Here is a 14,211-nt window from a genome sequence, read left to right on the forward strand (position 1 = left end):
GGACGGGGCGGGGCGGAGGCCGGTGATCCTCTCCGCCGCCAGCTTTCCGGAGATCAACACGGTCGGCACGCCGACGCCGGGTGTGGTGCCGCAGCCGGCGAGGACGGCGTTGGACGTGCCGCGTACCAGGTTGCGCGGGCGGAACGGCCCGGTCTGCGCGAACGTGTGGGCGACGGAGAACGGAGTGCCCGCGGCGTGGCCCCGGGCGGTCCAGTCGACCGGCGTGACCAGTCCTTCCTCCTCGATCGCCGCCCCGAGCCCCGGCATCTCACGGCGTTCCAGCTCGGCCAGCAGCTCGTCGCGGTAGCGGGGCCCCAGCTCCCGCCACTCCCGTACACCGGGCCCGACCTCGGTGTTCGGGCAGGGCGCCAGCACGTAGTGGAGGTGTTTGCCCGGCGGGGCGAGGGAGGGGTCGGTCGCGGTGGGCCGGGTGATGAGGAGCGACGGATCCGACATCAGCTTCCCCGTACGGGTGAGTTCGTGGAAGGTGCTCTTCCAGGCCGCGCCGAACGAGATGGTGTGATGCGCCAGATCCGGCCAGGTGCGGTCGGTGCCCGCGTGCAGGATCACCGCGGACGGCGAGTGCCGCAGGGGGACGGCCCTCCGGGGGCTGCCGCCCAGGAGTCGGTAGGCGACGGGCAGATCCGGCGTCAGGACCACCGCGTCGCAGGGGATGCGCTCCTGATCGGTCACGACCGCGGTGACACGGTCACCCGAGCGCTCCAGCCGGGTCGCGGTCTGCCCGAAACGGAACGCGGCACCCGCGTCCTCGGCCGATCGGGCCATCGCGCGGGGCAGCGCGTGCATGCCGCCCTTCGGGAAGTACACCCCGGCCACGGTGTCCATGTAGGCGATGACGGCGTACGCGGCGAGCGCGCGGGCCGGCGGCACACCCGCGTACAGCGCCTGGAAGGAGAAGACCCTGCGCAGCCGTTCGTCCGAGACGAAGTGCCCGATCCGCGCGTCGAGCCTGCCGAAACCGCCGAGAGCGGCGAGCCTGGCGAGGTCGGGGTGGGCGAGCTGGAACGGCGAGTCGAAGTTGGTGTCGATGAAACGGCGCATCTGCACCTGGTAGAGGCGCTCCAGCCAGATCCGCAGCCGCCGGTAGCCGACCGCCTGACGGGCGCCGGCGAACTGCTCGACCGCGGCCTCCATCGCGGCGCCGTCGGTGTGCACGTCGAGCTGGGATCCGTCGGCGAACCGGGCCCGGTAGGCGGGGTCCAGCGGGATCAGCTCCAGCCGGTCGGTCATCCGCTCCCCGACCGCGGCGAAGGCCTCCTCCACCAGGTCCGGCATGGTCAGTACGGTCGGCCCGGTGTCGACGCGGAAGCCGCCCGACTCCAGCAGGCCGGCCCGGCCCCCGGGCACGGTGTCCCGTTCGACGACCGTGACGCGGCGGCCCGCGCCGAGGAGGTGGAGCGTGGCGGCCAGCCCGGCCAGCCCGGCGCCGACCACCACCACATGGTCGACCGGACCCTTGACAGTGATCATGCGCGGGTTCCTCCTTCGGTCGCGGCGGGGTCGGGGGCCGGAGCCGTGGCCCCGGCGTCGTGCCCGTACGGTGGCGCGGTGTCCGGGAAGGGACGGGAGCGGTCCGCGGAGACCGCGCGCAGCATGCCGAGCAGCCTGCTGCCGCCGTGCGTGTCGACGTCGACGGCTTCGCCCAGTGCGTGCACGGCCTGCTCGCAGAGGTGCTCCGCTTTCCTTTCCACATGGGCGCGCGCTCCCGTGGTCTCGAACACGCCGCGTACGTCCGCGAGGGTCTCCTCGGTGAGGTCGGCGTTCGCGACGCCCAGCGCCAGCACGGCCAGGGCCGCGTGGTCGCCGGCGGCCTCGGCCCGCGTCCGGGCGACGGCCAGGAGGTAGGTCGGCTTGCCCTCGCGGATGTCGTCGCCGGACGGCTTCCCGGTCAGCCCCGGTTCGCCGAAGACCCCGAGCAGATCGTCCCGGAGCTGGAAGGCGATGCCGGCGTACCGCCCCGCGGTACACAGTGCCGCCGTGGTCCGTTCGCCGGCGTCGGCCAGGGCGGCCCCGATGGCCACCGGCCGCTCGACGGAGTACAGAGCGCTCTTGAGGCAGCTGGTGTGCAGGGCCTGTGACGCCGAAGGACGCCCGGCGACCTGACCGCGCAGATCCAGGTACTGTCCCGCGACCATCTCGGTCCGCATGGAGCGCCAGAGGCTGCCGACGCGGCGGCGTACGGGGTCGGGCATCGGAGTCTCCGCCAGGGTGTCGTCGGCCCAGGCCAGCGCGAGATCCCCGGCGAGCAGGGCGGCCGAGGCGCCGAACGCGGAGCCCCGTTCGTCGTCCGGTGAGAGACCGGCACGGTCGGCGAGTCCGATGTGCATGGCGGGTCTTCCCCGCCGCAGCCGCGAGCGGTCCATCACGTCGTCGTGGATCAGCGCGCAGGTCTGGATCAGCTCCAGGGCGACCCCGAGCCGCAGTGCGGCCTCGGTCTCCGCCGCGCCGCAGGCGCGCATGCCCCACCAGAGCAGCCGGGGGCGCGTCCGTTTTCCGCCGTCGAGCGTGAAGTCGGCGACCCGCTGGGCCAGCTCCGCGGAGAACGACGCGTCGCACTCCGCGGCCTCGGCCACCCGTTCGGTCAGTACCGCCTGCGCGGTGCGGAGAAGGTGGCCGACCACATCCGCGTCGACGACCCGCGCGTCCTTCGACGGTGGCGCGTGCCGGCGCGGCCCGTCCAGCTCGGACACCGGGGGCGGAGCCTCGGCGCACGCGTGCTCCACGACCTGGAGACGGTCCATCTCAAGCCCTTCCGGTCGGTGGTGGGTGACGGCTGGTTCGCCGCTTCGCACGGACGCGTACCCCCGCACGGTCGATTCGCGCATGACCGATGGGGAGCAGCCGCCCCGCGAGGAAGCGAAACGGTGCTCAGAGACGATCACGACAGGTGCGGGCTGCTGTCGGAGAAACACCCACGGGCACCCCCGATGAGGGCCACCGCGCCCGTTCGGCCTACGGCAACGACGCCGGCCGCGACCACCGCGGGGACGGCAAGACGTTCCCGGCGTTCACACGGGGCCTTGCCGAGCCGGTCGAACGGTTGTGCCGGCCGGCACCTCCGCCTGCTGTCCGGCGCCCGGGGTGGCGGCGCCGTACGAGGCGTTCGTCCGTCGCGCTGTCGGCTACCGGATCTCGATGCAGCGACCGGCGTAGTAGGTCGCCAGTTCGTGGTTGTCGAGGTAGTCGTCGAATCCGACGCGATACGCGAGCGTCAGCTCGACCGGCGAGGGGGCGTCGTCGAACGGCCGGCTCGCGCGGATGGCGTCGAGCAGGTGCGGCATCGCGTACTGGAACCGCAGTCCGCCGCGGACGTAGTGCGGCAGGCCGTCGATGCTGCGCAGCTCGGCGTCCTCGGCACCCGCTCCGGAGTAGATCGGGCGGGTCGCGTTGTCGTAGCGGAAGATCTCGTCGAGCAGCGGCCTGTGCCGCTCGGGCACCTTCGACCGGATCGCCTCGTCCCACCAGCGCTGGAAGACCGGCGCGAACCGCGGGTCGGCGTAGAGCTTGTGCAGCGACTCGACGACCAGGCCGGAGTCGGTGAACTCGCGGCCGTGGCCGAGCAACTCGGCGACGGCGGGATCGGCCGAGTCCTGGAACCAGTCCGACAGGATCAGCAGTACGGCGCTCTGGGTGAGCCCTGCGAGCTCCCGCAGCGGCACCCAGATGTGCCGGAAGTACATGTTCTCGCTCATCATCCGGGCCCAGAACATGAACCGCTGCATCGTCGTGTTCTCCGCGACCGTGACGGTGCGGTTGGCGAGAACGTACTCGAAGTCGTCGTTGTCGCCGCGCACGGTGACAAAGCCGTGCTCCTCGCGGTTCTCCGTGTAGTTCGTGTTGGGCAGCAGCAACAGGGGGTAGAGGGCGATGCGGGAAACGTGTTCGGACAGCCGGTCGTAGCCCGTCAGGAAGGAGTCGACCGTCTCACCCGGCGCGCCCCAGATCAGCTCCGCGTAGGCGTCGAGCCCCTCCGCCGCGAGCCACGCCGCCAGCTCCTTCCACTCGTTGAGCCGCATGTTGCTTCTGCCCATGTCACGCAACGCCGTGTCGTCCAGTGTCTGCAGCGCCACGGTGAACGAGCTCTGGAACCCCTCGGCCTTCATCCGGCGGATGATGTTGTGGAACGTCCTGGACTTGTTCTTCGCCCACGACGTCTCCAACGACTTCGGGAACCCGTATTTCTCGCGCGTCCTGACGAGGTCCTCGACGAACTCCGCGTCCGGCTGCCGCATGCCGAAGTTGGAGTCGCACAAGACCACCGTCGGAATCCGGTGATAGCCGAAGATGTCGAGCTCCGCGCGCAGCCGCTCGCGGGAGAAGTCGCGCATCCTCTGGCCGACCGCGCCACCCCAGTAACAGAACGAGCACTTGTACGGGCAGCCGCGGTTGGTCTCCATCAGCGCGACGTCGTAGGGGAACCGGCCATGGTGGTCGAGCAGCGGGATGGCCCCGGTGAGAAAGGGCGACGGAATCATGTCCAGATCGTCGATGCGCGGCGCCTCGGCAGTGGTGTGGATCGCGCCTTCCTCGTCGCGGTAGGAGATTCCCGGCACCTGCGCGAGATCGTGCGGCGACTTCTCCTCCAGGACGGCGAGCAGCAGGTCCCGGAAGGTGAACTCGCCCTCGCCGTTGGCGACGACGTCGACCTCGGGGAAGCGTCGGAAGACGCGTTCCGCCTGGTGGGCGACGTGCGTTCCGCCGAAGACGACCCAGCCGTCCGGGCGCACCGACTTGTAGGTCTCGGCGAGCGCGCCGAACTGGTTGAGGTTCCAGCCGAGGACCGAGAACGCCAGCACGTCCGGCACCACCCCGGAGAAGATCGTGCGCGCCATCGAGCCGAGCGATTCTCCACCGCGGAAGTTCAGTATCCCCACGTCGAACTCGGGTCCCACCAGGGGATCGGCCCGTGCTGCGGCTGTCAGATAACCGGCGGCGAGCGGCATCGACTCCTTGGGCATGTCCCAGGCGCCCTGCTGCACGATCAGCGCGCGCCCGCGCTTCTCCCGGGAACGTGGTCGTGGTCGTGGTGACGGAAGTGCGGACCGGCTCACTGTTCTGCCCCCATGCCGCCATGCCGGGTTCCCGCGGGCGATGCGGGTGACGCGGCGGTCCACCGCCGCCGCCACGGTGAGGACCGTGCATCCATCCGGCAGCTCACCCGGTCGTGTCGTCCATGGCGCGGCGCAGGGAGGCCGGACGCAGGTCGGTCCACATCTCCTCGACGTAGGCCAGGCACGCCGCCCGGCCGTCCGGGCCGTGCACCACCTGCCACCCGGCGGGCACCGGAGCGAACTCCGGCCACAGCGAGTGCTGGTCCTCGTCGTTGCGCAGCACCCGGAACGGTGCGTTGTCGTCGTCGAACGGGTTGGTCGTCTCAGCCATGCCGCCTCCAGGTCGCCGCACGCTACAACGCGCCGTCGGGTGGTCAACACTCCCGCCCTCCAGCACGGTGAACCCCGACACGCGGGGACACGCGGGGACACCCCGGCCCGCCCGTGCGGGAGGGCCGGGGCGGTTGTTCGGTCAGATGCGGTAGCCGAGGCTGCGCAGCTGCTGACGGATCGCCTCGTCGTCGGCCGTGGCGGTGCCGCCGGCAGCGGCGCCCGAGTCGGCCGGAACGAGGGCGAGTCGCTCCTCACGAAGGTTCTCGTTCACTGGTTCTCCTTTCCTGACTTCGGTGTTCATCCCTGCCCGGTCGGACAAGCTCGGTGCCGCCCTATGGTGGCGGTATGGATGGCGACATGGATGACCTGGCCTACGACGCGACCGGTACGCCGGCGGTGCGGCTGCGCCAGTGGGAGCGGTGCTGGCCACCGGACGACCCGCATGCCAACTTCAAGGCCGAGGTGGTCGACTACGGACTCCTCGATCCGCTGGAGACCGTGCGCGGCATGTCCCGGAACCTGGACGTCCCGGTCGGCGCGATCGTCCGGTATGTGCTGGCGAAGTGGGCCACCGGCGGCAGCGGCGGCCTGCTCGAACTCGGGCCGGTGATGGTGCCGCGCCTGTGGGAGCCGATCGCCGCCGCGGAGGAGGCGGACTCCGACGAGCAGCGGCTCGCGGCGTACCACCAGCTCCGGCAGATGATCTCCTGGCTGAAGGTGCCGCTGGAGGACCCCACGGTGTACCCGGCTCAGTGATCGGCGAAGCGACCGGCTCTCAGTGCTCACGGCGCACCACCCCGGTCACGCAGCCGATCCCGCCGGCCGCCCGCAGGTACTCGCCGACGCCGATCTCGTCGACGGCCACGCCCGCCCGCTCCAGCGTCCGGCGGATTCCCGGGCAGCCCGCGGGCATCAGCACCCGCCCCGGCGCGAGCACCAGCAGGTTCATCCCGCGCCGCACCAGCAGTTCCTCGTCCGGCGGCAGCGCGATCACCCGATAGCCGTACTCGGCGAGCAGCCTCGCCAACTCCGGTGGGATCGCCGCCCGGTGGACGACGGCGGTGGACGGGTCGAGGAACACCACCGTCCCCAGCAGATGCTGTACGCCCGCCGCCAGCTCCACCGTCACCACCCGCGCCCCCAGCCCCGCGACCGCGGAGGCGACCTCGGCCGCGCCGCCCGCGTTCGTGCGGAACCCGGTACCGACGATCACCGTCGACGGGTCGATCCAGAGCGCGTCGGCGCCCTCGAACAGGGCGGTGCCGGACACCGTACGCAGGATCGGGAAACCGGCCTTCGCCAGCGCGAGCGCGGCGTGCCGCTCCTCGCCGGCCCGCTGCGCCGACGCCATCCGTGCCAGCACCGCCCCGGCCGGGGTCATCCAGAACAGGTCCCGCGCGAACACCGCGTTCGGCGTCGTCTCGGCGGAGGCCAGGTGTACCTCGACCCCGTTGTCCCGCAGGCGGTCCGCCAGCGCGTCGCACTGCGCCCGCATCGCCGGGAGATCCACCGGCCCGACCATGAGCGAGGCCCCGGGCCGTCGCACCGCGGCGATGCTGTCCGGCGGACGGACCAGCAGCACCGACCGCAACGCGGCCGTCTCCGACCGGTATCCGCACGGCGCCCACACACCCCCGGCCGCGACTTCGTCCACATGCGACGCCACCCGGGGGACCCACCCCGGGCCGCCGTGGGTGCTCGGCTCAGATCCAGTGGTCGTCACGGGTGTAACCGAGCCTCTCCGCCATCGCGAGCACGTCGGCGCTCAGCGCCGACCGGACTTCCTTCTCCCGCGCCCGCCACCTGCCGGGGCGTGGTGCGGCGGTGGACACGGTGGCGGCGATGCCGTCGGTCGCGGCCCGCCTCAGCGGCCCGTCGAACGGGATCCCCAGCCACTCCGCGATCCGCTCGACGGCGTCCGCGCGGCCGCGGGGACCGCTGATCAGGTCCTCGAACCGCACCGTGTGATCCGCCCCGTGCGCGAGCACGGCACGGTGACTCGACCACCACTGGTGGGCGCAGACCCGGGGCAGGGCGGCGGCGGTGTACGCGGGCCAGCAGGGGGGCAGGTCGAACTTCCACCAGTACCGGTCGGCCGGCCGCACATCGGCGTATCCGGCGATGCGCAACGGTTCGTCCAGCCGGTACGCGTGGAACCCGTGGTGCAGCCACCCGTCGACCAGGCCGTTGACCGACGCGGCCGGGTTCCTGGTCAGGTGCAGCACCCGCAGGCGCGCGTTGGGGAACGCGGCCCGCAGGAAGCCGAGCCGGTAGGCGTTGCCCGGCGTCTTGACCACCAGCGGCTTCGTGGCGAGATCGTGTTCGTCCGCGGGCCGCCACGGCCGGGGGAGGACGAAGGGCGGCTCTTCGAGCAGCACCTCACCGGGCGGCCCGGCCGGTCGTGGCCCCGGTGACTGCCCGGGAAGGTCGTAGTACCACGGGTTCACACCGGCCCTGCCGATCAACGCCCGCGCGAACCGGGGGAGATCACGGTCCAGTACCTTCTCGGCGGTCCGCACCAGGTCGACGGGATCGAGGTCCATCCCCGGCCACTGCACGAGAAGCCGCCACGCCGCGTCCACCGCCAGGTTCTCCACGCCGGTGCCGGGAGAGCCCGCGTCCAGGGCCAGTTCCGCCTCGAACAACGCCCGGGACCGTGGCGGAAGCGCGTGCCAGTGCGCCGCGTCCAGCACGTCCGATCCGGTGCCGCTGTGCGGGTGGTCGAGGCCGACCAGCCGCAGCAGCGGATTCAGCTCGCCGCGCAGGTGCAGCAGGTGCGGCGAGGACCGCAGCAGCTCGGAGAGCATGCTCGAACCGCCCCGCGAACTCGACGCGACGACGACGAGATCGCGGACCTTCGCGCGGAAGTGCGGCACCGGCGTGCCCCGCAACGGCCGCAGCACCTCCAGCCGGCGCACGACCTCGGCGACGGGGCTGTCCACGGTGCGGCTAGGCATGGTCGGGTTTCCGCACCGAGTACACGCACCACCGCCACCGGTCCCGCACCGAGCCGTCCGGCAGCACCTCGAACGGGTGGACAGCGCGTACCTCGCGCGGCGCTTCGTAGTAGAGGCGGTAGATCTCCTGCCGGCTCGCCGGTGTCGTCTCGTGGGTGTCGATCCACCGGTCGATCGACTCCCACAGGAAGTGCTCCTCCATCCGCACATCGGTGAACCCGCCGCCGGTGAGCAGCGCCCGGAAGTCCTCCTCGCGGAACATCTGGTACAGCAGCGGCTGCTTCTTCTTGAACACGCGGAACATCCAGAACGCGTCCACGTCCGCGTACGGCACGATCTGCCCGACGATGAACTGCCCGCCCGGCCGCAGCACACGGAAGATCTCCGACACCGGCCGCTCCGGCCGGGGCAGCAGGTGCAGCACCTCCCGGGTGACCACGAGGTCGAAACTGGCGTCGGGGAACGGCAGGTCGTAGACGGTGCCCTGGTGCACCACGTCCAGCCGGGTGGCGGCGAGCGCGGCCATCTCCGGGGTGAGGTCCAGCCCGACCATCTCGCCGACCCGGCCGCGGAACGCGCCGCCGACGACACCGCTGCCGCAGCACACGTCCAGCATCCGCGCGTCCGGCGGCACCGCGCACAGCTCCGCGTGCTTGCCGAGCAGGTCCTCGTCGGTGAGCCAGGCGCACGAGTCGTGCCAGTCCTTCGAACGGATCCCGAACTGCCGCTGGTAGACCGCGTAGTCGACCTCGACCGCCCGGGTCCGGGAGCGGGCCGTCCGCCCGGCCAGCCGCGCGGCGAGCCGGGCCCGGCTCGCGTCGATGGCCCGTTCGGCGATGCGGCGGGCCAGCTCCGGGTCGGCCGCCAGCGCCCGCCGCGCCTGCTCGGTGACGACGTCGAACACGCGGGCGCCCGCGTCGTCGTTGCGCAGGGTGCGTTTGGTCTGGCCGTCGAACCGCGCGTCCGGGATCCGGATCGCGATCACCGCGGTCAGCCCCTCCAGGATGTCGACCACGGTCATCCGGTTCGCGGACGGGCCGAGGTGGTCGGCCACCACCCCGGCCAGCGCGCCGCGCAGGGCGTCCACATGCGACCCTCCCAGGTCGGTGCGGATGGTGTTGACGTAGGCGAAGATCTGCTCCGCGTACCCCTCGGTCCACTGGACGGCGGCGTCGATCACGCACCCGTCCCCGGCCCACGTGATGGTGGTCGGCTCGGCGTGCACCTTCTCGGCGTCGCGGGCCCGGTACGCGAGCAGGCCCCGCACCCCGGTCATCTCGCACAGCGACTCGTTCCGCCCGGTGCGGTGGTCGATGAGACCGACCCGCAGGCCCGGGTGCAGATACGCGATGTCGAGCAGCCGGGCGTGCAGCAGTTCCGCGTCGAGCACGCACGAGGAGAAGATCTCCGGGTCCGGGCGGAACCACACCCGGGTGCCGCGGCGGCCACTGTCGCCGACCCGTTTCAGCGGGGTCTGGACCGAGCCCCGGGCGAACGACTCGCTGTGGTGCGCTCCGTCGCGCCACACATCCAGCCGCAACCACTGGGACAGCGCGTTCACGCAGGCCAGGCCGACACCGTGCAGCCCGGCCGAGGTCGCGTACGCGGCGTGGTCGAACTTGCCCCCCGAGTGCAGCGTGGTGAGCACGAGCTCACACGCCGGGATCCCGGCCTCCGGGTGCGGGCCGGTGGGGATGCCCCGGCCGTCGTCGGTGACCGAGCAGGAACCGTCTTCGTACAGCTCCACCGAGATCGTGCCGCAGTGCCCGGCGGCGGCCTCGTCCACGGCGTTGTCGACCAGTTCGAGCACCAGGTGGTGGGCACCGTCCGGGCCGGTCGACCCGACGTACATCGACGGGTTGCGGCGCACCGCCTCCAGCCCGGAGTGGACGGTGATCGCCTCGGCGTCGTAGTCGGTGGTCATGGCGCTCCGTTCCCGGCGAACCGCGGCTCGGTCAGCCCGGTGAGGGCCGCCTCCAGCCGGTCCACGTGCGTCTTCTTCAACGTGCACAACGTCTCCAGCCAGCTCGCCAGATCGGCCACCCCGTCCAGGTGCGCCCGCGCCGCCAGGCCGGGGTAGCGTTCGGTGGCCTCCCCGAGGTCGCCGCTGATCGCCGCGGCGAGGTTGCCGCGGGAGTCGCCGAGCGCGAAGCCGGTGCCCGGATCGTCGCCGCCCAGCAGGTCGCGCAGCACATCCAGGTGCCCGTGGGCGGCGCAGGCCACGCTCTCGGCAAGCTCGCCGAACACCCGGGCCGCCTCGGCGTGCCCCTCGATGTCGGCGACCCGCGCGCAGTAGGTGTACCGCGCCGCGGTTGCCGCCTCGGCGAGGAACGCGGCCCGCACGCCGTCGGCGAGGGACTGGTCCGGTTCCATGTCAGACCCTCGTTCCCGAGGCGACGACGAACAGCATGCGGTCGGTGATCCGCCCATCGGCCTCGGCCACCGCGTGCCGTGCGCGGAACGCGGGCGACGCCCTTCCGTAGCGGTCCCGGATGGCCTCCCGCGCGTCTTCGCCGATCGCACCGTTGTCCGACCACACGTCCACGTCCTCCACCGACACGTACCGCTGCGACCGCACCGGGTCGCACCCCGCGCCCGCGAGCAGGTCCTCGACGTCGCCGGGCCGGAAGAAGTGCCGCCGGGCCGGGTTGCGCAGCCGCAGGATCTCGGCGTACTCGTCGCGGTCGTCGTCCCCGTAGGCGCACAGGTGGGCCAGCACGACCCGCCCACCCGGCCGGGTCACCCGCACCATCTCCCGCACCGCGTCCGGCAGCGTCATGAACTGGATCCCCTGACGGCACACCACGATGTCGAACGTGCCGTCACCGAAGGGCAGTGCCTCCGCCGGGGCGATCACCAGTTCGTCGAGCACGTCGCGCGCCTGCTCGGCCATCTCCGGTGTGATGTCCACGCCGGCCAGCCGCCGCACCCGCCCGGCGAAGAGCCTCGACACCAGTCCGGTGCCGCACGCCACGTCCAGGACCGCGTCGCCCGGCCGGGGCGCGGCCGTGGAGAGCATCAGCTCGCCGAGCGCGTCGTCGGTGCACCAGGAACTGGACCGGTCGTAGGTGCTCGCCCGGTCGGCGAAGTGCGTGCGGACGCTTCCCGTCTCGTTCATCTGCTCTCTCCTGCCGGAATCGGGGCGCGGCGCGGCTTCGCGCGGCGGCGCAGCCGGCGGACGGTGACATCGCGCCGCCAGCGCCGGAAGTGGTTGCGGTCGGTACACAGCGATCGCGCCTCCACCGCCAGCCGTACCGCCGACCCGCGGAGTACGACGCCGAGCGGGCCGGGAGCCGGTTCGCCCAGCGAGGCCTCGTCGAACGGGTAGCGAAGCCTCTCCATCGCCCGCGCGGTCACGCTCTCGACCTGCCGCCGCTCCCGGTCGGACAGCCCCCGCCGGTGTGCGCCGATCCGGGCCGTGGTGATCGGGTCGCCCGCCGTGCGCCAGGACGCCGACAGCGACGCGGTCACCCGGGCGTTGCCACCGAGGTGGTGCGCCAGCATCGCGGGCTCGAACGCCTCACCGATGAAGTCGCAGATCGACCGGATCTCCCGTTCGGGCGCGGACACCAGGTCCTCGTACCGCACCAGGTGCACCACTCCGGGACCCCAGCGCTCCAGGGCCGCGCGGGCGAGCTCCTGTTCGGCCTTCCACCGCAGCGCCATCCGGTACGGGTGGCAGTGGCCGAACACGGCCCGCTTCGCCGACGCGGCCACGTCGCGGGGATCCCGCACCAGCCACAGGAACCGCGCGTGAGGGAGTCCGGCGAGCACCTCGTCGACGTGCTCGACCATGAACGTGCTCTTGCACCCCCACCGGGCCGCGCCCTCCGCGACGCGGTACTGGTCGTAGATCGCCGACACCACCCCGAACAGCGACGGGCCAGCCGCCTCGGTCACCGCGGCCCGGTCGATCACGTGCGGCCACGGGTGGATGTGGTCGCGCAGCAACCGCATCGCGTCGCCCACCATCGCGTCGACATCGCCGTCGTACGGGATGCCGGACAGGTACCGCATGAAGTGCGGCGGATGCGGGACCGCGATCCGCGCGTGCGCGTCGAGCACCAGCCGCAGCAGGTTCGACCCGGAGCGTTCGGTCCCGATGATGAGGATCGGGCCGTCCTGGGTGGACATCGGTCAGCCCCCGACCGCGAGCTTCTTCGCGCCGCAGTCCATCAGCGTGCTCCCGACCGCGGCCACCTCCGGGTCGGCCACCTTGTCCAAGGTGTACTGCTCGGAACCGGGAACCAGCGGCGCGGCGGCGGAACTCCACTGCGCGCGCCAGCCGGTCCCGGCGTACGACGTCGACCGCTCGGTGCCGTCGGCCGGCTGCGGGTGGAAGTACTGGAAGTGCTCCGGCCAGTGCTGGAAGTCCATCACCGGGCCGGGCTGATAGGCGTCGTACACCCGCTTGTACGCGTCCCGGCAGACCTGCTCGGGCAGCCCGCTCACGTTCAGGAACTCGTCCTCGTGCAGCGCCTGTTCGACCGACAGCCAGTTCAGGTGGTCGACCTCGCTGCGAATCACCTTGTTCCGCACCGCGTCCTGGTACACCGTCGTACCGGGCATGGCCGACAGGTACTTCACCCGGGTCACATGGTTGTACTGCTCGGCGAACTGCACCATGTCCGACAAGGACTCCTCGGTCTCGTTCGGCAGACCGACGATGAGCAGCGAGCCGAACCGCACGCCGCCCTCGAACGTGGTGCGCATCGCGCGGACGGTCAGGTTCTCGCTGCTGCCCTTGCGGGCCTCGCGCAACACGTCGCGGCCCAGCGACTCGACGCCGTACAGGATGATGTCCGCACCCGCGTCCCGCATCGCGTCGATGCGCGGTACGTCCATGTCGGCGCACCGGGTCAGACAGGTCCACCGCAGATCGTGCTGGGAGATCACGTCGCACATCTCGATGGTCTGGCCGCGGTGCGAGCTGAACGTGAGGTCGACGAAGAAGCAGAACTCCACGCCGTACCGGGTCTTCAGCCAGTCGAGATCGCGGTCCATCTTCTCCGGCGACTTCGCCCGCACCTGCGGGGTGGTGCGGTAGCAGAACGAGCAGTCCATCTTGCAGCCGCGGCTGTAGGACGAGATCACCTGCGGCTGCATGCCGAGCGGCGACCGCGACTGGGGCCACAGTTCGAGCCGCATCCTGGGCAGCGCGTCGAGATCCATCATCTGGCCACGCGGCGCCGTACGGCGCGCGTTTCCCTTCTCGTCCCGGTAGCAGATGCCCTTGACGGTGGGGAGATCCTGCTTCCACGCGCCGCGGGCGTAACTCTCCATCAGCTCCAGGATGGTGATCTCGCCCTCGCTGATCACCGCGATGTCGCAGTCGGTGTCCGACATGAACACCCCCGGCGCGGAAGTGACCAGCGAGCCGCCGCAGATGATGGGTATGTCCGGGTGCGACGCGCGGACCATCGCCATCAGCGCGCGGCAGAACGGGAAGTTGTCCTCGAACGTGCACATGCCGAGCACGTCGGTGCCTTCGTTGATCTGCTCGTACGCCGCCCGCAGGGGGTTCGGGGTGTAGCGGACGTCGACGATGCGCACCGGGTATCCGGCGTTGTGCAGCACGGTCGAGATGTACGTCGCCCCCTCGTAGGGGGAGGTGAGGAAGAACTCCCAGCCGCGCGGCATGGTGAACGGCGAGGGCCCGACGACGAGGGTGAACCTCGGCAGCGTGGGATCGACCGGCACCGGTTCGGCGTCCTGGTCGCGCATCTGATCGATGTAGCGCTGGTCGACGGTGCCGTTCGCGTCGGCATACAGCTCCAGGGCCAGGGACAACTTGCGCGCCATGTGAATGCTCCCTCGCTTCACGGTCGTGGAGTCTTCGCCGCGTAACT

At 71.6% G+C, this 14,211-nt stretch carries 13 protein-coding genes; 1 reads left to right on the top strand and 12 read right to left on the bottom strand.

Features of this window, described 5'->3' with window-relative positions; genetic code table 11:
• From HET64_RS16580 to HET64_RS39655, 5 genes are all read right to left on the bottom strand, one after another.
• Positions 1-1,491: phytoene desaturase (locus HET64_RS16580; protein ID WP_215106300.1), on the bottom strand; the 1,491-nt coding region annotated here is incomplete at its 3' end.
• Positions 1,488-2,762 carry a polyprenyl synthetase family protein gene (locus HET64_RS16585; RefSeq protein ID WP_215106302.1) on the bottom strand — a complete coding sequence of 425 codons (1,275 nt, stop codon included), beginning with the start codon at positions 2,760-2,762 and terminating at the stop codon, positions 1,488-1,490. The genes HET64_RS16585 and HET64_RS16580, both read right to left, overlap by 4 nt.
• A 381-nt stretch (positions 2,763-3,143) precedes the next feature.
• Positions 3,144-5,000, bottom strand: coding sequence for a KedN5 family methylcobalamin-dependent radical SAM C-methyltransferase (locus HET64_RS16590; protein WP_215106304.1), 1,857 nt, complete (start codon positions 4,998-5,000; stop codon positions 3,144-3,146).
• A 175-nt stretch (positions 5,001-5,175) separates the two neighbouring features.
• Entirely contained in the window at positions 5,176-5,403 is a 228-nt protein-coding gene (locus HET64_RS16595; protein WP_215106306.1) for an MbtH family protein, read from the bottom strand.
• Between the two features lie 141 nt (positions 5,404-5,544).
• Positions 5,545-5,676 (bottom strand): hypothetical protein, encoded by a 132-nt coding sequence (locus HET64_RS39655; protein WP_285801881.1) that lies wholly within the window; start codon positions 5,674-5,676, stop codon positions 5,545-5,547.
• Between the two features lie 74 nt (positions 5,677-5,750).
• Here HET64_RS39655 and HET64_RS16600 point away from each other — a divergent pair, with 74 nt between their 5' ends.
• Positions 5,751-6,161 carry a DUF6027 family protein gene (locus tag HET64_RS16600; RefSeq protein WP_215106308.1) on the top strand — a complete coding sequence of 137 codons (411 nt, stop codon included), beginning with the start codon at positions 5,751-5,753 and terminating at the stop codon, positions 6,159-6,161.
• A 19-nt stretch (positions 6,162-6,180) separates the two neighbouring features.
• On the opposite strand, the gene HET64_RS16605 is transcribed toward HET64_RS16600, so the two are convergent.
• Genes HET64_RS16605 through HET64_RS16635 form a run of 7 tightly spaced genes read right to left on the bottom strand, consistent with a single transcriptional unit; the run spans position 6,181 to position 14,164 of the window.
• Positions 6,181-7,059 (bottom strand): arginine deiminase family protein, encoded by an 879-nt coding sequence (locus tag HET64_RS16605; protein WP_308370114.1) that lies wholly within the window; start codon positions 7,057-7,059, stop codon positions 6,181-6,183.
• Between the two features lie 49 nt (positions 7,060-7,108).
• On the bottom strand, positions 7,109-8,362 hold the full coding sequence (locus HET64_RS16610; protein ID WP_215106312.1) for a sulfotransferase: 1,254 nt from the start codon (positions 8,360-8,362) through the stop codon (positions 7,109-7,111).
• On the bottom strand, positions 8,355-10,286 hold the full coding sequence (locus HET64_RS16615) for a methyltransferase domain-containing protein (RefSeq protein ID WP_215106314.1): 1,932 nt from the start codon (positions 10,284-10,286) through the stop codon (positions 8,355-8,357). Before HET64_RS16615 ends, HET64_RS16610 begins: the two co-directional genes overlap by 8 nt.
• Positions 10,283-10,735 carry a rubrerythrin family protein gene (locus HET64_RS16620; RefSeq protein ID WP_215106316.1) on the bottom strand — a complete coding sequence of 151 codons (453 nt, stop codon included), beginning with the start codon at positions 10,733-10,735 and terminating at the stop codon, positions 10,283-10,285. Before HET64_RS16620 ends, HET64_RS16615 begins: the two co-directional genes overlap by 4 nt.
• A gap of 1 nt (position 10,736) precedes the next feature.
• The gene (locus HET64_RS16625; protein WP_215106318.1) at positions 10,737-11,480 is read right to left on the bottom strand and encodes a class I SAM-dependent methyltransferase; all 744 of its coding nucleotides are present in this window, start codon (positions 11,478-11,480) and stop codon (positions 10,737-10,739) included.
• Complete coding sequence (locus HET64_RS16630) at positions 11,477-12,496, bottom strand: sulfotransferase (RefSeq protein ID WP_215106320.1); 1,020 nt, start codon at positions 12,494-12,496, stop codon at positions 11,477-11,479. The genes HET64_RS16625 and HET64_RS16630 overlap by 4 nt, the downstream gene beginning before the upstream one ends.
• 3 nt (positions 12,497-12,499) lie before the next feature.
• The gene (locus tag HET64_RS16635; RefSeq protein WP_215106322.1) at positions 12,500-14,164 is read right to left on the bottom strand and encodes a B12-binding domain-containing radical SAM protein; all 1,665 of its coding nucleotides are present in this window, start codon (positions 14,162-14,164) and stop codon (positions 12,500-12,502) included.
• Positions 14,165-14,211 lie beyond the last annotated feature (47 nt).

Source organism: Streptomyces sp. McG3, from assembly GCF_018619185.1.
Classification (GTDB): domain Bacteria; phylum Actinomycetota; class Actinomycetes; order Streptomycetales; family Streptomycetaceae; genus Streptomyces.

Coding starts and splice junctions, on each gene's coding strand:
- HET64_RS16585 (WP_215106302.1), bottom strand. CDS start 2,762: ATGGACCGTCTCCAGGTCGTGGAGCACGCGTGCGCCGAGGCTCCGCCC.
- HET64_RS16635 (WP_215106322.1), bottom strand. CDS start 14,164: ATGGCGCGCAAGTTGTCCCTGGCCCTGGAGCTGTATGCCGACGCGAAC.
- HET64_RS16625 (WP_215106318.1), bottom strand. CDS start 11,480: ATGAACGAGACGGGAAGCGTCCGCACGCACTTCGCCGACCGGGCGAGC.
- HET64_RS16630 (WP_215106320.1), bottom strand. CDS start 12,496: ATGTCCACCCAGGACGGCCCGATCCTCATCATCGGGACCGAACGCTCC.
- HET64_RS16595 (WP_215106306.1), bottom strand. CDS start 5,403: ATGGCTGAGACGACCAACCCGTTCGACGACGACAACGCACCGTTCCGG.
- HET64_RS16620 (WP_215106316.1), bottom strand. CDS start 10,735: ATGGAACCGGACCAGTCCCTCGCCGACGGCGTGCGGGCCGCGTTCCTC.
- HET64_RS16615 (WP_215106314.1), bottom strand. CDS start 10,286: ATGACCACCGACTACGACGCCGAGGCGATCACCGTCCACTCCGGGCTG.
- HET64_RS16610 (WP_215106312.1), bottom strand. CDS start 8,362: ATGCCTAGCCGCACCGTGGACAGCCCCGTCGCCGAGGTCGTGCGCCGG.
- HET64_RS16600 (WP_215106308.1), top strand. CDS start 5,751: ATGGATGGCGACATGGATGACCTGGCCTACGACGCGACCGGTACGCCG.